Here is a 20,154-nt window from a genome sequence, read left to right as displayed (position 1 = left end):
CGGAGAGGCTTCGGCCTCCCCACTCGCTCAAAAAGGGACTGACTTTGGGGGTCGGTCCCTTTTTAGTTTTTACGTCAGGTTCAGAACCCTGCCCAAATCAGGACAGGGCACCTGGATTACCCGTCAATGATACCATTGAGTGTCGCGCTCGGGCGCATGACTGCTGCAGTCTTGGTCGGGTTGGTGTGATAGTAACCACCCAGATCTGCCGCTGCCCCTTGCGCGTTGGCCAGTTCGGATAGGATCTGCTGTTCTTTAGCGGCCAACTCTGCAGCAATCGGCGCAAACTCGGCGGCCAGATCAGCATCATCGGATTGCGCGGCCAGCGCCTCGGCCCAATAGCGCGCGAACCAATAGTGGCTGTCGCGGTTATCCGGCTGCCCGACTTTGCGGCTGGGCGACTTGTTGTTGTCCAGAATGCCCTGCGTTGCGGCCTCGGCAGCGGCGCCAAGAACTCCGGCTTTGGCGTTGCCTTTGCTGTCGGCCAGGAAATTCAAAGACTCGCCAAGCGCGCAGAACTCACCCATCGAGTCCCAGCGCAGGTGGTTTTCCTCGACCAGCTGCTGCACGTGTTTCGGGGCAGACCCACCCGCGCCGGTTTCGAACAATCCGCCGCCCTGCATCAGCTTGACGATCGACAGCATCTTGGCCGAGGTGCCCAACTCAAGGATCGGGAACAGGTCGGTCAGATAGTCACGCAGCACGTTGCCGGTGATGGCGATGCTGTCGTTACCGGCGGTGATGGTCTCCAACGACTGGCGGGTCGCCTCACGCGGTGCCAGGATTTGGAACTTGTCCGCCACGCCAGCAGCTTCCAGTGCGGGTTGGACGGATTTGATCAGTTCGGCATCATGGGCACGGTTTGCGTCCAGCCAGAAGATCGCCTCGGACCCGGTCAGACGCTGACGGTCCATCGCCAGTTGAATCCAGTTCTCAATCGGAGCCTTCTTCACGGTGCAGGCACGCCAGATGTCGCCCTTTTCAACCGCATGCTCGTGCAACGTCTCACCATTGGCCAGCACGATGCGAATGGTCCCATTCGCAGGCGACTGGAATGTTGTCGGGTGGCTGCCGTATTCTTCGGCTTTCTGTGCCATGAGACCCACATTGGCCACAGCTCCGACGGTGGCTGGGTTCAGCGCGCCATTGGCTTTGAAGAATTTGACGGATTCATCATAAATAGACGCATAGCAGCGGTCGGGGATCACACAGTTGGTGTCACCCTTGGACCCGGTTTCGTCCCAACCCTTGCCACCAGCACGGATCACGGCAGGCATCGAGGCGTCGATGATCACATCAGACGGCACGTGCAGGTTGGTGATACCCTTGTCGCTGTCAACCATATACATGGACGGGCGGTCGCCCTTGATCGCGTCAATGGCGGCCATGATATCGGCGTTGCCTGCAACCCGCTCCAGCAGATCGCCCAGACCCGAGTTCGGGTTCACACCCAGCGCATCCAGTTCAGCGCCATAGGCCTCGAATACCGGGGCAAGCCACGCCTTAACCGCATAGCCGAAGATGATCGGGTCGCTGACCTTCATCATTGTGGCCTTCAGGTGAAGCGAGAACATGGTGCCGTCTTTTTTGGTGTCTTCGATGGCCTCGGCCAGGAAAGACGACAGCGCATTGACGGACATGAAGGTCGCATCGGCAACGGTGCCCTCGGCCAGCGGCCAGCCGTCTTTCAGAACCGTAGTACTGCCGTCTTGTCCGACAAATTCGATTTTGGCGTCACCGGCTTGCGCCGCAGTGATGGTGGCCGATTTCTCGTTCGCGTAGAAATCATTGCCGGACATGGACGAGACTTTAGTCTTGCTGTCCGCGGCCCATGTACCCATCGAATGCGGGTTCTTCTGGGCATAATTCTTGACGGCGCGCGCGGCGCGACGGTCGCTGTTACCTTCGCGCAGAACCGGGTTCACAGCCGAACCCTTGATAGCATCATACCGCGTGCGGATCGCTTTTTCTTCGTCAGTCGCAGGTTCTTCGGGATAGCTCGGGATGTCATAACCCTGTGCTTGCAACTCTTCGACGGCGGCCACCAGCTGCGGCACCGAGGCCGAGATGTTGGGCAGCTTGATCACATTGGCATCGGGTGTCTTCACCAACTCACCCAATGCGGCCAGATCATCGGTGATGCGCTGCGCATCTGTCAGCTTTTCGGGGAAGGTCGAAATAATCCGCCCAGCAAGTGAAATATCCTTGGTTCCGACGCTGACACCGGCGGCGGATGCAAACTTTCGAATGATGGGTAGGAATGAGGCGCTGGCCAGCTCGGGCGCTTCGTCTACAATGGTATACAATATGTCGAAGTTCGATTTATCTGCCATATTCTTTTACCTTTTTAAGCCTTTCGGGGCGTGCGATCCAAGAGTTGGGGCCACGTCGATGTGGCACTTAAGGGACGTTACAAGACTGCCGTCCCGGGATGACTCTGTATTGACAGGGCCTCCCTTAAATGACGTTTGCCTTGGGATCAATCGCCAGAGACCGCGCATTTTGACACGGTTTGCGGAAAATCATCCAAACTGCTTGCCAATGGGCAAAATTCAGACGCCCCAAGTATCGCTGAGCTTATATCCGCCCGGCCAGGGATCGTCCGGGTCAAGCATGTGTTGATGTGTACCGGTAATCCATCCGCGGCCACTGATCTCGGGAATGATCGCGGCACGCCCCCCGATCGTTGTGGCCTCGACGATCTGTCCGGTGAAAGACGAGCCTATGATCGAAACCGCCTGGAAAGTTCGCCCGACCGCCATTTCTCCCTTGGCGGCCATCAAAGCCATACGGGCAGAAACTGCGGTACCGGTAGGGGACCGATCAACTTTGCCCGGCTGGATCGCCACAGCGGATTTTCCGCGCAGGCCATTTGCGACCCGCTCGGTCGGGCCACAAAAAGCGCAGAATGAAATGTGATTCCAGTCCGGGTTTTCGGGATGCGTAAACCCAATTTGTTCGTTGGCCGCATTGGTGATCGCTACACCCAGCCGCGCAATGTCACGCGCTTCGTCTTGTACAATGTCGAACCCAAGCGCCGCTGCATCGACGACCACGAAACTGTCGCCCCCATAGGCCGTGTCCACGGTCAGGGTACCAAGGCCCGGCACCTCTAGCGGAACGGAGATCCGGTCTGCAAAGCTGGGCAGGTTCTGCACAAATATGCGCTCAGCCTTTCCATTCCGGCATTCGGCGCGCACCGAGACCAGCCCGCCCGGTGCCTCAAGCGTCAGATGTGTAACCGGTTCCTGCATCGGAATGATCCCGCTATCCAGCAGCACGGTGGCCACACAGATCGAGTTTGAACCAGACATGGGCGGTGTGTCTTCGGGCTCCATGATAATGAAGCCTGCATCTGCTTGCGGATGTTTTGGTGGTACCAACAGGTTTACATGATGAAATACACCCCCGCGCGGTTCATTCAGGACAAAGTTGCGCAAGGACTGGTCACGCGCGATGAACGACCGCTGCTCCCATAAGGTATCACCGGGTGGCGGAAGAACACCGCCAACGATGACATCTCCGACCTCGCCTTCGGCATGGGCGGAGATCACGTGGAGAGTTTTGATACTGCGCACGACCCCCTCCCTCAGAACCGGCCAGCAGCAAAAGGGGCTGGCGGAATCGGGGGGGCCTGACGGTCAACCATGGCCCCAACAAGTTCGGCCGTGCCTGCGGATTGGGTCAGCCCAAGATGCCCATGGCCGAACGCATAGAACACGCCAGACGCATTTGGAGAAACACCGATGACCGGGATGCTGTCAGGCATCGACGGTCGGAACCCCATCCATTGCGTGCCTCCTTCGGTCTTGAGGCCGGGTAGAAACTCTTCGGCTTTGTGCAATAACGTGTCGGCTCGTTTGAAATTGGGGGCGAGGTTCAGACCGCCCAACTCGACCGCGCCGCCGATCCTGACGCCATTGTTTATCCGGCTGGCAACGAACCCATGCCGCGAAAAGGACAGGTGCATCCGCAGATCAAATGCACCTTCGGGCAGGGTCGTGTTGTATCCTCGCTCGGTTTCAAGCGGGAACCGGTCACCAAGAGTTCTAGCGATGTGATGAGACCATGCGCCAGCAGCCACGACCACTTTCGCCGCGTCCACGGGCCCTTCCGCCGTTTCAAGGCGCATGCCACTTTGCTGTGGCACCAACGCCTGAATATCGCGCCGCTCGATCCGACCTTGCCGGCTTTGAAAGGTCTGGGCAAGGCGCTCGACCCATTTCTTGGGATCAACGGTATTCAACCAGTTGGGCGTAAATCCCGCATGAGTGAACCGAGGGCTGAGGCCCGGCTGTTTTTCGGCGATCGCCTGAGGGCTTTCCAGCAATTCAAAGTCGATACCATGCTGGCGGCGCACCTCCCAGGCGGGCAGGCTTGCGCGGTATTCGGCCTCGGATTCATAGAGCTGCATCTGACCGTCGCGCTGCATCATCGCCTCGCCGTCAACCGCTGGGATCAACCGTTCAAGCGCGGCGCTGGACACTTTCATGAGGCTGGCCTGAGCGGCCAACAGCTCGGCATAGCGACCGGGCTGGCTCGCGCGCCAGAAACGGTACATCCAGGGCGCAATCTGCAATGCATATGCAGGCGGGATCGACAACGGCCCCAACGGGTCCAGCAGCCACTTCGGTGCCTTTTTCATGATGCCGGGCGTTGCCAGAGGCTCAACCTCGGAAAAAGCAAAGGCCCCGGCATTTCCGGCCGAGGTCTGCGCGGCGACGCCTTCCTTGTCCAGGACCAACACGGCATGACCCCGGCGCTGTAGTTCCAGCGCAATGGTCATGCCAATCACACCAGCTCCGATGACGACGATCTGCTGGGTCATACCTCAATCCCCGAACGGAATGGATCAGCCGCTTCAAAAATCAACCGCGACTCCGCCATGACATAGGCCTGCCCGGTGATCGAGGGGATAACACCGCCATTGGACCCAGCCTGATAGGACAAGCGATAGGTGCTGCCGATCACACTTTGCTGGACGATTTCCTGCCCCGGGGCCAATAGACCCTCAGCGGCCAGACAGGCCAGCCGAGCAGAGCTGCCGGTGCCACAGGGCGACCGGTCGTAATTGTCATCCGGGCACAGAACAAAGTTGCGGCTGTGAATCGCTTGCTCGGGCGATGCGTCCTGAAAGATTACATGATCAATCGGTTCACCCTGCTCGCCCCCAACCCCCTGCGCGATCGAGGCTTTGCGGATAGCAACGGCCCTATCGGTCAGTTCCCGAATATTGGCCGGAATAACGGAAAGCGGGCTTGGATCGACGATAAAGAACCAGTTTCCACCATAGGCCACATCCCCTGCAACCTCACCGAAACCGGGCACATGAAGTGAAATGTCGCTGTGAACGCGGCGGCTTTCGATATTCGTGACCGTGACAGTATTGGCATCGTGCAGTTCGACCGTGACAACTCCGGCTGGCGTTTCGATCCGATGTATTCCAACATCGATCCGACCAAGATGCGCCAGCGTCACGGTCAGGCCAATGGTTCCGTGGCCGCACATTCCCAAAACAGCATCGACATCAAAATAGATCACGCCGGTGACACAGGTTGGATCAACCGGTTCCACCAACAAGGCCGCGACCATGGCCGGTTGTCCGCGCGGTTCAAGCATGACCGAACGATAGAAATCCCTGTATTCGGTGTCCAGCCGCCGGGCGCGTTCAGCCAGAGGGCCAGAGCCCAGATCTGGTGCACCATCGAGGATGACCCGGGTCGGTTCTCCTCCGGTGTGGCTGTCGATCACATGCATTCTGCGATCACCCCACCTTGTTTCAACCAATCGGCGAACCAAGCCCCAAACAACGCGTATTGCTGTTCGCAATAATTCCGCTGTGCATCTGTCAGGGCGTCAGTTTCATTGAAATGCAGGCGGTATTCCTCTTCCCCGTTCAACACCAGAAGATGCTTGTAATACAGCACAAGATCCGGGCCCTCATCAAAACTGGACAGCACCTGAATGGCCTCGGTCAGTTCTTGCGCCCGTGATCGGGCTTCGGCATCGCCCCGCGCGGCCTTTTGAGAAAGCGCAGCCAACAGCAACGCCTCACGTGGGAGGGCCGTTCCGATCCCGGTGATCGACCCGGTTGCCCCACAGTTGACGAAACCGTGGTAAACCTCGGTGTCCACACCCACCATCAACGTCACATCATCATCCTGACTGGTGATGTTTTCCGCTGCATAGCGCAGATCGTCCTTGCCTCCGAATTCCTTGAACCCAATGAGGTTAGGGTGTTCGGCACGCAGGGCAAAGAACAGATCAGCCTTTGTTGCGAAACCATAGTATGGGCTGTTGTAGATAATTGCCGGCACGTCCGGCGCAGCAGACAGGATTGCCTTGAAATGGTTCTTTTGCGCAGTTGATGAGCTCCCTCGGGACAGAACCCGGGGAATGACCATCAACCCGACAGCGCCGACCTTTTGCGCATGTGCTGCGTGGGCCTCGGCGGATTTGGTGTTGATTGCCCCGGTTCCGACCACAACCGGCAACCCGGCATCCACCAGACGTTCCACCCCTTCCATGCGCTGTGCATCCGTCAAAAGCGGCCAGTCGCCCATGGATCCGCAATAGACGACCGCAGACATGCCTGCGTCGATCATTTGCTTGCCCTTGCGAACAAGTGCGTCGAAATCCGGCTGCCGATCCGCCGAGCAAGGGGTCATGAGCGCGGGCATCGTACCGCTAAATACATTGGTCGACATACGGTGCTATCCTCTAGTTACAGGAGTCCAGATAGGCGTCATGCGCCCGTTTGCACGCGATAACGGATATTGGATACAAAATCCATATATAATTCGACGCAAAAAACCCGCGTTGGACCTTTCGTCTGACGCGGGTGTTTTTGACTGTCTAAACGGCGATTATCTCAACCGCAGACCGGTTTCAGGATCAAACAGCATGGTGCGTTCCGGGCGGATCGAAATACCGATGCGTGTACCCTGCTTACTGCGCTCGTCTTCGCGCTCTTCAACGATAAGCTTGTCGCCATTCGATGTCAGCAAATAGGAATAGCTGACGCCGCCAAGCGCCTCGGTCAGATCAACGGTGCAGGTATCGCCCGACCGATCAACCTGAATATGTTCCGGGCGGATACCCAGCGTGACCCGAGACAGACCCAAAGGAACCGATGCTGGGACAGGCAGAGGCTGAGTGATCGCCGGATGAGTCACCTGACCATCAACGATGTCGCAATCCAGAAAATTCATGGCAGGCGAGCCAATGAACCCTGCTACAAACTTGTTATCTGGATCCCGATACAGATCCATCGGCGCACCAACCTGTTCGATCCGACCATCGCGCAGCACCACGATCTTATCGGCCATGGTCATCGCCTCGACCTGATCGTGAGTCACATAGATCATGGTCGCGCCAATTTCATTGTGAAGCCGGGCAATTTCCACACGCATCTCAACGCGCAATTCGGCGTCCAGGTTGGACAGAGGTTCATCGAACAGAAACACCTCGGGGCCGCGCACAATCGCACGCCCGATGGCAACGCGTTGGCGCTGACCACCCGACAGGGCCTTGGGTTTGCGCTTCAGGTACTGGTCCAGCTTCAGGATACCCGAGGCTTCCTGAACCTTCCTGTCGATCTCGGCTTTGACCACGCCGTTCATCCGCAGGCCAAACCCCATATTCTCGGCCACAGTCATATGCGGGTACAGGGCATAGGTCTGGAACACCATCGCCACGCCCCGTTTCGCAGGGTCCTGATGTGTCACCTCGCGCGCGCCGATATGAATTTGGCCTTCGGTCGTTTCCTCAAGCCCTGCGATCATCCGCAACAAAGTGGATTTTCCACATCCCGATGGGCCGACAAAGACACAGAATTCACCATCCTCAATTTCGAGGTCGATACCGTGTATCACCTGCGTCTGGCCGTAACGTTTGATCGTTTGGTTCAGAGTTACTCCGGTCATGTCGCTTGTATCCTGTCCTTCTGGCCATCGGGGCGTGTTTCAGGGAACCGCCAGGCCTGAGCTTCGGCCGCGATTTGTTCGGCCACCCGGCGCACGCGGGGAATCCAAGCCTCGAGCTGGTCGAAATTCATCCGCTCGGTCGAGCCGGTCACCGATATTGCACCCAGCATCCGCCCGCCCGGCGTTCGGATCGGGCAGGCAACACAAATGATCCCCGTCTCGTGTTCTTCATCGTCCAGGGCGTAGCCCCGGCTGTGGATCAGCTCTAGATCGGACCGCAGCGCAGCTTCCGAGGCCAAGGTCTTATCCGTAAACCGGTGAAAGCTTTGCTGTGAGATCACCTTGTTCAGCTCAGCCTCGTCCAGAAAGGCCATCATCGCCTTGCCCACACCTGTACAATAGGCCGGTCCGACCTTGCCCGCCTGTGAATACATCTCAACCGGCTGGGCAGCATTGCGCTTATCGACATACAGAACCTGACCAGAATCAAGCTGCGCCAGATGCACAGTCTCGCCCGTTTCACCGCTGAGCGTATCAAGAAACGGCCTTGCGATCGGCGCCAGTGAGCTTTGCGTCCACGCCGCATGGGCCAGCCGAACCAGCCTCAAACCCGGCGCATAGGTCTGCCTATCCGGGTCATAGGACAACATCCCCTGATTGGTAAGGGATTGCAGAAACCGATACAGCGTTGCTTTGGGAAAGCGGCTGCTTTCCAGCAGTTCCGCAAAGCGAATTGGCCGCTGAAACGCGGCCACCTGATCCAGCACGTCACATGCTTTCCCTATCGTTCCATCACCTGCCACGGGCGCTCTGTCTCCTCCGATTAACCTGCGGCCGCAGCCACGAGGGTCTTGACAAGACTAACCGAGTCGATGTGTAGTTTTCAACATATAAAACTAAGTTCCAATATATGGAACTAAAATGGAAGCTAAGGGAGGAAACCATGCATTCCATCTACAAGCGCACCACGGCCGCGCTGGCCATGAGCGTTGCACTTGCTGTTCCCGCCTCTGCCGAGCTTACCGGCGAATTGCGGATATTCCTGGACACATCGAACCCGGCACCCCGGGCCACGATGGAAGCAATGATCGACAGATTTCAGCAACAGCATCCGGATTTGGCCATCGAGACAACGGTGATCGACCGCGAGGCCTACAAAACCCAGATCCGCAACTTCTTGACTGCGGATACGCCGGATGTCGCCACGTGGTACGCGGCGAATCGGATGAAACCCTATGTCGAGGCTGGCCTGTTCGAAGACGTCTCGGACCTGTGGGCGGAACCTGCGATTGCGGACAATCTGGCCTCAACCAAAGGTGCGATGACGATCGACGGCAAACAATGGGGCGTGCCCTACACCTACTATCAGTGGGGCGTTTATTATCGCAAAGACATCTTTGACGAGCTGGGCCTGACCGAGCCCGCAACCTGGGAAGAAGAGCTGGCGAATTGCCAGAAGATCGTCGATTCCGGTCGCGCCTGCTATACGATCGGCACCAAGTTCCTGTGGACTGCCGGTGGCTGGTTCGATTACCTGAACATGCGCACCAACGGCTATGACTTCCACAACCAGTTGGCCAATGGTGAAATCAGCTGGGAGGATGACCGGGTCAAGCAGACCTTCGCCAACTGGAAACAGCTGATCGATATGGGTGCCTTCATCGACAACCACCAGACCTATAGCTGGCAAGAAGCTCTGCCCTTTATGGTCAACGGTGATGCGGCGGCTTATCTGATGGGCAACTTCGCCGTGGCGCCACTGCGTGAGGCGGGCCTGAGTGACGACCAGCTGGACTTCTACCAGTTTGTTGCCATCAACCCCGATGTCGAACTGGCCGAAGATGCACCGACCGACACGTTCCACATCCCGTCAAACGCGGCGAACAAAGAAGCCGCCCGTGAATTCCTGCGCTTCGTTGTGTCTGCGGATGAACAGACCGAGATCAACAATGGTTCGAATCTCGGCCAGTTGCCGGTCAATGCTCAGTCCTCGGTAGATGCCGACAAGTTCCTGCAGCAGGGCTTTACCATGCTGTCGTCAAACAGCCCGGGCGGAGTCGCCCAGTTCTGGGACCGCGACGCACCGGCAGAAATGGCCAAAGCGTCGATGGAAGGCTTCCAGGAATTCATGGTCAAGCCAGACAATGCGGACAAAATCCTAGCCAAACTCGAACGGGCGCGTCAGCGCATCTACGACAACTGAACCGGTCAGGATTGGCAAAGCCCATCCTGAGCCATGACCTGCGTAAGGCGGGTATCAACCCGCCTTACTCCGCCTACCAGAACCGGGGACGCCCATGACCGCCGTCGATACCCACGAACAAGAAAGCTGGTTCCACCGAAACCAACAGCGCATCGCGCCCTGGTTATTTTTGGCCCCAGGCCTGTTGTTCTTTATGGTCTATGTGATCATTCCGGTCTTTCAGTCCTTCAACCTGTCGCTTTACGAATGGGACGGCCTGGGGGCTGCCGAATATGTCGGATTTCGCAATTATGAAGACCTGTACTGGGAATGGTCGGACCGGGACGCCTTTTACATCTCGCTCAAAAACAACCTGATCTGGTTGCTGCTCTATCTGGCGGCGATTCCGGCGGGTCTGTTCATTGCGCTGTTCCTGAACCAGACGGTCTGGGGCATCCGCCTGTATAAATCCCTGTTTTTCTTCCCCTTCGTGATTTCTCAGGTAGTTGTTGGCCTAGTGTTCACATGGTTCTATGACCCCACATTCGGCCTGTTGAACGAATTCCTCGGATTCTTTGGCATGGGCCCGGTGAACGTGCTGGGCGACGAGCGTTTCGTCACCTATGGCATCATCTTTGCTGGCCTCTGGCCACAAACCGCCTATTGCATGATCCTGTACCTGACCGGCCTCAACGCTGTGGACCCCGAACAGATCGAAGCCGGGCGGCTGGACGGTGCCAAGAGCTGGCGGATGTTGTGGCATATCATCCTGCCGCAATTGCGCCCTGCCACCTTCATTGCCTTTGTCGTCACCATCATTGGCGCGCTTCGCAGCTTTGACCTGATCTCAATCATGACACAGGGCGGTCCGTTCGGATCATCGCGCGTGCTGGCCTATTACATGTTCGAGGTCGCCTTGTCCGAATACGGATTCCGCATGGGATATGGCGCAGCTATCGCGGTGATCCTGTTCCTGATCATGCTGTGTTTCATCGGTTATTTCCTGTGGTCAATGTACCGCGAAGAAAGGGGGCACTGAGATGTTTCCCAAGCCAATCGAAAAACAACCTCGTGCAGCGCAGATCACCTATCAGGCGTTGCTGCCGCTGGCCTTGCTTTTTTGGCTCGGGCCGTTGCTGGCCGTCGCCCTGTTCTCGGTCAAACCCGCCGCGGATTTCACCAATGCCAACTACTGGGGGATGCCGTCCAGCTTTGAGGGCGCATTCAACTATGGGCAGGTGTTTTTCAATTCGGATATGCCGCGCTATCTGATGAATTCCTTCCTGATCACCGTTCCCACGGTCATCGGGTGCGTCGCGCTCAGCAGCATGACGGGGTTTGCACTCGGCATCTACAAATTCAAATCGAACCTTTGGATCTTCTTCCTGTTCGTAGCGGGCAATTTCGTGCCTTTCCAAATCCTCATGGTGCCCGTGCGCGACCTGACGCTGGACCTGGGCCTGTACAACACCAAGACCGGGCTGGTTTTGTTTCACATCGCGTTCCAGACCGGGTTTTGCACCCTGTTCATGCGGAATTTCATCCGCGCCCTGCCCTTTGAACTGATCGAGGCGGCGCGGGTCGAAGGGATCAGTGAATGGCGTATCTTCTGGTACGTGGTGCTGCCGCTGATGAAGCCCGCCATTGCGGCGCTCAGTGTGCTGATCTTTACCTTCATCTGGAACGACTATTTCTGGGCAGTAGTGCTGACGCAAGGTGCTGAGAGCCAGCCTGTAACCGCAGGGATCACCAGCTTTAACGCGCAGTTCCGCGCCGCCTATCAGCTGATGAGTGCCGGTTCCATTGTCGCGGCGCTGCCGCCGGTTGCCATGTTCTTCCTGATGCAGAAACATTTTATCGCGGGCCTGACACTCGGTGCCGTAAAATAACATCAAGCTAAAGGTTTGCCTGATGACCAAAATCACTTTTATCGGGGCCGGTTCCACGATCTTCATGCGCAATATCGTGGGCGATGCCCTTTTGACCCCCGCCCTGGCCGACAGCCATTTCGCCTTGATGGATATCGACACACAGCGCCTAGCTGAGAGCGAATCCGTGGCCCGCGCCATGGTGCGCTCGGTCGGCACGGGGGCTACCATAACCACCCATACCGATCGGCGCGCCGCATTGGAGGGGGCGGATTTCGTGATTACCGCCTTTCAGATCGGCGGGTATGACCCCTGTACAGTGACTGATTTCGAGATCCCCAAGCAATATGGCCTGCGTCAAACCATCGCCGATACGCTGGGCGTGGGCGGAATCATGCGCGGGTTACGCACCGTTCCGGTTCTGTGGGACGTGGCGCAGGACATGATGCAGCTCTGCCCCAACGCGACGCTGTTGCAATATGTGAACCCGATGGCGATCAACACCTGGGCTTTGGCCGAACGGTTTCCGACATTGAAACATGTCGGACTGTGCCATTCGGTGCAAAACACGGTCGAGGAACTGGCCCATGATCTGGAGCTGCCCAAGCAGGAGTTTCGCTATAAGGTCGCAGGCGTCAACCATGTGGCTTTCTTCCTCAAGCTCGAGCATCAGGGCCGCGATCTCTATCCTGCGCTCCGACAGGGATATGCCGGTGGACAACTGCCGAAACCGCCCCTATTGATGCCACGCTGCCCCAACAAGGTCCGATACGAAGTGATGGATCATCTGGGCTATTTCTGCACCGAAAGCTCGGAACATCTGGCCGAATATGTGCCCTGGTTCATCAAAGACGGGCGCGAAGATCTGATCGAACAGTTCTCGATCCCGCTGGATGAGTATCCCACCCGTTGCGTGGAACAGGTCGAGGACTGGAAGGAACAGGCAAAAACCCTGACCGACGGGCGGGCGGTAGAGGTATGTCGCAGCCACGAATTCGCGGCGGATCTGATGAACGCCATCGTGACCAATACGCCCTACACCGCCTATGGCAACCTGCCCAATACCGGCCAGATCCCACAGTTGCCCTTGGGGGCCGCCGTAGAAACACCGTGTCTGGTGGACAGCAACGGGGTGCAACCCTCGGTCGTGACCGACATCCCACCGCAGCTGATTGCGCTGATGCGCACCCAGATCAACGTGCAGGAACTGACCGTGCGGGCGCTGACCGACCAGAACCCCGAATACATATACCACGCCGCCATGATGGACCCACATACCGCCGCCGAGCTTGACCTGCGACAGATCCGCAATCTGGTCAGCGATCTTTTGATCGCGCATGCGGATTGGTTGCCAGGCTGGTGCAAACCGGCCAAAGCGGCATGACCAAATATTAAAGGGCTGACAATAATGACAAAAAAACGCCGCTCGCAGCATTGGTACGGCAAGCTGGACAAGGATGGTTTCATCCACCGGTCCTGGATGAAGAACCAGGGCTTTCCCGACCATGCCTTTGACGGGCGTCCCATTATCGGCATCTGCAATACATGGTCCGAACTGACGCCGTGCAATTCCGGCCTGCGCGATCTGGCCGAAGGCGTCAAACGCGGCGTGTGGGAGGCTGGCGGCTTCCCGGTCGAATTCCCGGTCATGTCGCTGGGTGAAACCCAGATGAAGCCCACCGCCATGCTGTTTCGCAACCTACTGGCCATGGATGTCGAAGAATCCATCCGCGCCTATGGGATTGACGGCGTGGTTCTGCTGGGTGGCTGTGACAAAACTACGCCGGGGCAACTTATGGGAGCCGCCTCGGTCGATCTGCCCGCCATCGTTGTCAGTTCCGGCCCGATGCTGAACGGCAAGTATCGCGGACAGGATATCGGCTCGGGCACGGATGTATGGAAGTTTTCCGAAGCCGTGCGCGCCGGGGAAATGACCCTGCAGGATTTCATGAGTGCTGAATCCGGCATGTCGCGCAGCGCCGGTGTCTGCATGACCATGGGCACCGCGTCGACCATGGCATCCCTGGTCGAAGCGATGGGCATGAGCCTGCCCACCAACGCCGCGCTACCCGCCGTAGATGCTCGCCGAATGGCGCTGGCGCATCTGACGGGTAAGCGGATTGTCGAGATGGTGGATGAAGACCTCAAACCCTCGGACATTCTGACCAAAGAAGCCTTTGAAAACGCCATTCTGGCCAATGCTGCCGTGGGCGGATCGACGAACGCCGTGGTGCATCTGCTGGCTTTGGCCGGTCGTGTAGGCATCGACTTGACACTGAAGGATTTTGAGATCGGGTCGGATATCCCGCTGCTTGTGAACTGTATGCCCTCGGGCCAATACCTGATGGAGGATTTCTGCTATGCAGGTGGCGTGCCTGTGGTTTTAAACGAACTCAAACCCTTCCTACGACCTGCCAAAACGGTTTTGAACAAGGATATTTCGGCCCATTACGAAGGTGCAGAATGTTTCAACCGCGATGTTATCCGTCCCTTCAACGACCCAGTAAAACCTGCCGCAGGCCTGCGTGTGCTGCGCGGCAATCTGGCGCCGAACGGGGCCATTGTGAAACCTTCGGCGGCCACGGACGCACTGTTGGAGACCGAGGCTGTGGCCCATGTCTTCGAAAGCATCGAAGATATGAAGGCCAATATCGACAGGGATGACCTGCCGGTGACGCCCGAGACCATATTGGTGCTGAAAGGCTGTGGACCCAAGGGTTATCCCGGCATGCCCGAGGTTGGCAATATGCCGATCCCGGCCAAGCTGGTGAAGGACGGTGTGCGCGACATGATCCGTATCTCGGACGCACGGATGTCCGGCACGGCATTTGGCACTGTCATCCTGCATGTCAGCCCCGAAGCCCAGGCGGGCGGCACGCTGGCGCTGGTCAAGACCGGTGACCGTATCCGTGTATCCGCTAGCAAGGGCGCGCTCGAGTTGCTGGTTGACCAAGTTGAACTGGACGCCCGACGCGCCGCATGGCAACCGGATGCTCCGCATTACTCCCGCGGCTATGCCAAGCTTTACATAGACCACGTCCTGCAGGCCGATCAGGGTGCGGACCTGGATTTTCTTGTCGGCAAAGACACCCGCCTTGTGACCAGAGAGAGCCACTGATGGACCAACCCGCCACTTTCCACGACCTGAACGGTGCATCCGTCTTTATCACCGGAGGTGGTTCTGGTGTCGGGGCCGCTTTAACGGACGGATTTCTGGCGCAGGGTGCACAGGTCGCCTTTATCGGGCGCTCCGACGCCAGTGCCTTTGTTGATGAGATGCGCGCCAAGCACGGGCGCGGGCCGCTGTTTCTGCAAGGCGACATGACAGATACCGACCTGCTGCGCGCCTCAATGGCCAAAGCCGCCGAGGCCCATGGCCCCCTTGGTGTGCTGATCAACAATGCCGCCAACGACAAACGCCATTCGCTTGACGAAACCACGCCCAAATTCTGGGACTGGATGATCGAGGTGAATCTGAAGGCGTATTTCTTTGCCTGCCAAGAAGCCGCACGTCAAATGCAAGACAAGGGCGGATCAATCATCAATTTCAGCTCGATCAGCTATATGATGGGTAATTCCGGTTATCCGATCTATACGACATCAAATGCCGGGATCACCGGGATGACCCGGTCGTTGGCGCGCGAGCTTGGCCCGCAGAAAATCCGCGTTAATGCGCTGGCCCCCGGATGGGTTCTGACACAGAAACAGCTGGACATGTGGGCCACGCCAGAAGATCTGGCCGCACATCTGGAACGCCAATGCCTAAAGGACCACCTGACGCCCGAGGATATGATCGCACCGACCCTGTTTCTTGCGTCGGAAGCCAGTCGCGCCATGACCGGGCAATGCATGGCCGTTGATGGCGGTGTTGTAGTAACAGGATGAGAACATGACAATCGAATGGATCGCTGTTGATTGGGGAACAACTCATCTGCGGGCATGGGCAATGCAAGGTGACACCATTCTGGACCAGGCTCAGTCCGCAAGCGGCATGGACCAAATTCCCCGGGATGGGTTTCAAAAAGCATTGCTGGACCTGATCGAGGGCTGGCTTGGCGATGCCGCCATGGATGTGGTCGCCTGCGGTATGGTGGGTGCGCGTCAGGGCTGGGTTGAGGCACCATATTCCGCTGTACCTTCGGTTCCTGTTTCCGTTGCACCTGTCCGCGTTCCGGCAACAGATCCCCGTATCCGCGCCTTTGTCGTACCCGGGCTAAAGCAAACAAGCCCCCCCGATGTCATGCGCGGAGAAGAGACACAGATCGCCGGTTTTCTGGCCCACCGGCCAAACTGGGACGGCATCATTTGCCTGCCCGGAACGCATACCAAATGGGTACAGGTCAGCGCGGATGAAGTCGTCAGCTTCCGCACATTCATGACAGGCGAAATCTTCGGATTGCTCAGCAATCAATCCGTCCTAAAACATACGGTCAGCGAAGGCTGGGACGACGCGGCTTTTGCCGAGGCTGTGGCGGATGCCCTGTCCCGACCGGAACAACTTGCCGCGCGCCTTTTCGGCCTGCGGGCCACTGATCTGCTGCAGGGTCAGGACTCCGGTGTCGCACGTGCGCGTCTGTCGGGATACCTGATCGGAGCGGAACTGGCCGCGTCCCGTCCCTATTGGTTGGGCCAGCAGATTGCCATTATCGGGGACCAAAGCCTCTCGGAAATCTATGCCATCGCGCTGAAACAGCAGGGTACATTTGTTGAAATAGCCGACAGCACGCAATCTACATTGGCAGGTCTTTTGCAGGCCCAAAATCTGACGAGGCAAACCGCATGAGCCGTCCTATCATTGCAATTCTGCGCGGTCTGCAACCCACCGAGGCTGCCGAAGTCGGGCAGGCCCTGATCGACGCGGGCATAGACCGGATCGAGGTGCCCCTGAATTCACCCGATCCGTTGACCAGCATCGGCATTCTGGCGGAACGTTTCGGCGATCGCGCATTGATCGGCGCCGGGACCGTCCTGACCATCGAACAGGTTGATGCGGTGGCCGGGGTCGGCGGCAAGCTGATCGTCTCGCCAAATTTCGACGCTGAGGTGATACAGCAGACGATCAAACTGGGCATACAAAGCTGGCCAGGCGTCTATACCCCGACCGAGGCCTTTGGCGCGCTCAGCGCAGGGGCAACCGGGCTCAAACTGTTTCCGGGCGTGATGGCGGGGCCTTCGGGCCTGGCCGCAATACGCCCGATCCTGCCCAAGGACGCGCTTGTCTTTGCTGTGGGTGGGGCGGGCCCTGAAAACTTTGCCGATTGGCTCAAGGCCGGGGCGGACGGGTTCGGGATCGGCTCAGCCCTGTATAAACCGGGAATGGCCGTTGCCGACATTGCAGAGCGCGCGCGAAAGATCGTCTTGGCCTATGACAAGGCCACCCAATGAGTGTCGTGTTTGACGACCGTCCCTGCGATCTGGGCGAAGGGCCATTGTGGCACCCGGAGCGCGCACAGCTGTTCTGGTTCGACATCACAGGCAACCGCCTGATGACCCAGAAGGACGGGCAACAGCAAAGCTGGCAGTTCCCCGAAAATGTCTCGGCCGCGGGCTGGGTGGACCAAGACACGCTGTTGATGGCATCTGAAACCGGGCTATGGCGGTTTGACCTGAAAACCGGCGAACGTGCCTTGGTTACCCATCTTGAAGCGGACAATACCGTCACCCGTTCCAACGATGGCCGCGCTGACCCCTGGGGCGGTTTCTGGATTGGTACCATGGGCAAGAACGCCGAACCCGGCGCAGGGTCCATCTATCGGTTCTGGCGCGGAGAGCTGCGGCGGCTGGTGCCGGATGTCACGATCTCGAACGCCATCTGTTTTGCGCCGGATCGCTCTTGCGCCTATTTCACCGACACGGTCACCAGACAGGTCATGCGCTGGAGTTTGGACCCGGAAACCGGGTGGCCAGAAGGCCAAAGCACCGTGTTCCTCGACCTTACCAAAGACCAGCTGAACCCTGATGGCGCGGTGGTCGATACGAGCGGAAATATCTGGATCGCCCAATGGGGCGCCAACCGCGTGGCTGCTTACTCGCCTGAGGGTCGGTTCCTGAAGGCAGTCGGTTTTGACGCGGCCCATGCCTCGTGCCCGGCTTTTGGCGGGCCAGACCTGACAACGCTGTTCTGCACCACCGCTCGCCAAGGGCTGGATGCGGCACAGATTGAAACCCAACCTACCAACGGAATGACCTTTGCCGCGCCCGACGCAGGCAAAGGTCAGGCAGAACACAGAGTCATCCTATGAACCCCAAACTTGGCGTTTGCTATTACCCCGAACATTGGCCAGAGGTGATGTGGGCGGACGATGCAGCACGTATGATCGAAACCGGCCTGACATGGGTACGGATAGGCGAGTTCGGCTGGAGCCAGATGGAGCCCACGTCTGACGATCTGCACTTCGACTGGCTGGATCGCGCGATCGAAACCTTAGGTGCTGCCGGGTTGAAAGTGGTGCTGGGCACGCCAACAGCGACGCCGCCACGCTGGATGCTGGACAAATACCCGGACATGCTTGCCGTGGATGCGCAGGGTCAGCCGCGCAAGTTCGGCTCTCGCAGACATTATTGCTTTAGCCATACCGGGTATATCGAAGAATGCGTTCGGATCGCACGTGTCATGGGCGAACGCTATGGGCGCAACCCGCATGTCGCTGCATGGCAGATCGACAATGAATATGGCTGCCACGACACCACTGTCAGCTATAGCCAACCCGCCCTACACGCCTTTCAAAACTGGCTGGAAGGTCAATACAGCACGATTGGAACCCTGAATGCAGCGTGGGGAAATGTGTTCTGGTCAATGGAATATGACAGGTTTGATCAGATCGACCTGCCGAACCTGACAGTAACAGAACCCAACCCGGCCCATGTTCTGGCCTTCCGGCGGTTCAGTTCAGATCAGGTGGTGGCCTTCAACAGAGCACAGGTCGAAGTGCTGCGGCCCCTGACCGATGCGCCTTTGCTGCACAATTACATGGGGCGTGTGCTGGATTTCGACCACTTCGCAGTGGGTGCCGATTTGGATATCGCCACATGGGACAGCTATCCGATCGGGTTTCTATCTGACCGGCTTGAGGCGGATAAGGCACATAAGTCGGCCTTTCTGCAGCAAGGCGATCCCGACATGCAGGCCTTTCATCACGATCTGTATCGCGCTGTGGGGCGCGGGCGTTGGTGGGTGATGGAACAGCAACCCGGCCCGGTGAACTGGGCCCCTTACAACCCTGCGCCTCTGCCCGGTATGGTGCGCCTGTGGTCGCTTGAGGCCGTGGCGCATGGGGCCGAGGTGGTCAGCTATTTCCGCTGGCGGCAGGCGCCCTTTGCGCAAGAACAGATGCATGCAGGGCTGCTGACGCCGGACAACCGCTCTGCCCCGGCTTTGGCCGAGGCACGCCAAACCGCCGATGATCTGGCCGGGCTGGGAGCAATCACACAGGCCAGAGCGGATGTCGCGATCCTGTTCGACTATGCCTCGGATTGGGCCTGGGCGACGCAACCTCAAGGGGCTGGGTTCGACTATTTCAAACTGGTCTTTTCAACCTACCAAGCCCTGCGCCGGGCTGGATTGTCAGTGGATTTCCTGCCTGCGGATAACATCCCAAAGGCGGGATATAAGGTGATCCTTGCACCGGGTCTGGCGACCATCGGACCCGATCTGGAACAACGCCTGACCAATGGTTGTGATCTGGCTGTTCTGGGCCCGCGCTCTGGCGCCATCACGCAGGACTTTCAGATACCCGCAACTGGTCGCCCCGGGCTGACTGCACTGGATTGCACTGTCGATCTTGTGGAAACCCTGCCCCCTCAGGTGACCCGGGAAGTTGATGGTGGCGGCGCAGCCCGTCACTGGGTCGACCGCCTGTCAGGAAAGGCCCCGGGCCTTTTGACATTTCAAGACGGAACACCTGCCCTGAAAGGGACCGACCACATGTGGTATCTGGCCGGGTTCCCGGATAACACGTTATGGGATCGCGTGATCAGCATGGCCGCTGCTCTGACAGGCATTGCCTTGCATCCGATGCCTCAGGGTTTGCGGCGGCGCCAGACCGCCGGGCATACATTCCTGATCAACTACAATTCGGCGCCGGTTGAATGGAACGGCCGGATGATCGAAGCCTGTGATGTGTTCATTCAGGAAAATGACACGCCCGCCGAGGGGTAACCCCGGCGGGCGCAAACTGCG

General features: G+C 58.3%; 17 protein-coding genes. 10 read left to right on the top strand and 7 right to left on the bottom strand.

The genetic code is table 11. From position 1 onward, the window contains the following. Positions 1–116: 116 nt before the first annotated feature. From AC2FIC_RS07840 to AC2FIC_RS07810, 7 genes are all read right to left on the bottom strand, one after another. Entirely contained in the window at positions 117–2,333 is a 2,217-nt protein-coding gene (locus AC2FIC_RS07840; protein ID WP_496691357.1) for an NADP-dependent isocitrate dehydrogenase, read from the bottom strand. Positions 2,334–2,552: 219 nt separating this feature from the next. Further along, on the bottom strand, positions 2,553–3,578 hold the full coding sequence (locus AC2FIC_RS07835; RefSeq protein ID WP_496691358.1) for a trans-3-hydroxy-L-proline dehydratase: 1,026 nt from the start codon (positions 3,576–3,578) through the stop codon (positions 2,553–2,555). An 11-nt stretch (positions 3,579–3,589) separates the two neighbouring features. Beyond that, on the bottom strand, positions 3,590–4,828 hold the full coding sequence (locus tag AC2FIC_RS07830; RefSeq protein WP_496691359.1) for an NAD(P)/FAD-dependent oxidoreductase: 1,239 nt from the start codon (positions 4,826–4,828) through the stop codon (positions 3,590–3,592). Next, the gene (locus AC2FIC_RS07825; RefSeq protein ID WP_281995061.1) at positions 4,825–5,757 is read right to left on the bottom strand and encodes a 4-hydroxyproline epimerase; all 933 of its coding nucleotides are present in this window, start codon (positions 5,755–5,757) and stop codon (positions 4,825–4,827) included. The genes AC2FIC_RS07830 and AC2FIC_RS07825 overlap by 4 nt, the downstream gene beginning before the upstream one ends. After that, positions 5,748–6,707 carry a dihydrodipicolinate synthase family protein gene (locus AC2FIC_RS07820; RefSeq protein WP_282021739.1) on the bottom strand — a complete coding sequence of 320 codons (960 nt, stop codon included), beginning with the start codon at positions 6,705–6,707 and terminating at the stop codon, positions 5,748–5,750. The genes AC2FIC_RS07825 and AC2FIC_RS07820 overlap by 10 nt, the downstream gene beginning before the upstream one ends. A gap of 159 nt (positions 6,708–6,866) precedes the next feature. After that, on the bottom strand, positions 6,867–7,925 hold the full coding sequence (locus AC2FIC_RS07815) for an ABC transporter ATP-binding protein (RefSeq protein ID WP_496691360.1): 1,059 nt from the start codon (positions 7,923–7,925) through the stop codon (positions 6,867–6,869). After that, the gene (locus AC2FIC_RS07810) at positions 7,922–8,728 is read right to left on the bottom strand and encodes an IclR family transcriptional regulator (RefSeq protein WP_496691361.1); all 807 of its coding nucleotides are present in this window, start codon (positions 8,726–8,728) and stop codon (positions 7,922–7,924) included. The genes AC2FIC_RS07815 and AC2FIC_RS07810 overlap by 4 nt, the downstream gene beginning before the upstream one ends. Before the next feature lie 140 nt (positions 8,729–8,868). Between AC2FIC_RS07810 and AC2FIC_RS07805 the strand changes: the two genes are divergently transcribed. From AC2FIC_RS07805 to AC2FIC_RS07760, 10 genes are all read left to right on the top strand, one after another. Continuing rightward, a complete protein-coding gene (locus tag AC2FIC_RS07805) occupies positions 8,869–10,128 on the top strand; it encodes an ABC transporter substrate-binding protein (RefSeq protein ID WP_142636170.1) in 1,260 nt (419 codons plus the stop codon). A gap of 94 nt (positions 10,129–10,222) precedes the next feature. Continuing rightward, positions 10,223–11,146, top strand: coding sequence for a carbohydrate ABC transporter permease (locus tag AC2FIC_RS07800; RefSeq protein WP_142636168.1), 924 nt, complete (start codon positions 10,223–10,225; stop codon positions 11,144–11,146). A gap of 1 nt (position 11,147) precedes the next feature. Then, positions 11,148–11,996: a carbohydrate ABC transporter permease gene (locus AC2FIC_RS07795; protein ID WP_496691362.1), complete on the top strand. Its 849-nt coding sequence runs from the start codon at positions 11,148–11,150 to the stop codon at positions 11,994–11,996. 22 nt (positions 11,997–12,018) lie between these two features. Continuing rightward, positions 12,019–13,359 (top strand): alpha-glucosidase/alpha-galactosidase, encoded by a 1,341-nt coding sequence (locus tag AC2FIC_RS07790; protein WP_496677199.1) that lies wholly within the window; start codon positions 12,019–12,021, stop codon positions 13,357–13,359. Positions 13,360–13,383: 24 nt separating this feature from the next. Next, a complete protein-coding gene (locus tag AC2FIC_RS07785; RefSeq protein ID WP_496703139.1) occupies positions 13,384–15,093 on the top strand; it encodes an IlvD/Edd family dehydratase in 1,710 nt (569 codons plus the stop codon). After that, entirely contained in the window at positions 15,093–15,860 is a 768-nt protein-coding gene (locus AC2FIC_RS07780) for an SDR family NAD(P)-dependent oxidoreductase (protein ID WP_496870105.1), read from the top strand. The genes AC2FIC_RS07785 and AC2FIC_RS07780 overlap by 1 nt, the downstream gene beginning before the upstream one ends. Positions 15,861–15,864: 4 nt before the next feature. Beyond that, positions 15,865–16,758, top strand: a complete 894-nt coding sequence (locus AC2FIC_RS07775) for a 2-dehydro-3-deoxygalactonokinase (RefSeq protein ID WP_496870104.1) — start codon at positions 15,865–15,867, stop codon at positions 16,756–16,758. Next, positions 16,755–17,360, top strand: coding sequence for a 2-dehydro-3-deoxy-6-phosphogalactonate aldolase (locus tag AC2FIC_RS07770; protein ID WP_496691365.1), 606 nt, complete (start codon positions 16,755–16,757; stop codon positions 17,358–17,360). Before AC2FIC_RS07775 ends, AC2FIC_RS07770 begins: the two co-directional genes overlap by 4 nt. Continuing rightward, positions 17,357–18,217, top strand: coding sequence for an SMP-30/gluconolactonase/LRE family protein (locus AC2FIC_RS07765; protein ID WP_496691366.1), 861 nt, complete (start codon positions 17,357–17,359; stop codon positions 18,215–18,217). Before AC2FIC_RS07770 ends, AC2FIC_RS07765 begins: the two co-directional genes overlap by 4 nt. Then, positions 18,214–20,133: a beta-galactosidase gene (locus AC2FIC_RS07760; RefSeq protein WP_496691367.1), complete on the top strand. Its 1,920-nt coding sequence runs from the start codon at positions 18,214–18,216 to the stop codon at positions 20,131–20,133. The genes AC2FIC_RS07765 and AC2FIC_RS07760 overlap by 4 nt, the downstream gene beginning before the upstream one ends. Positions 20,134–20,154: the final 21 nt, after the last annotated feature.

This window comes from Ruegeria sp. CDSC079, from assembly GCF_059610505.1.
This window is presented reverse-complemented; position numbering and strand designations above follow the sequence as displayed.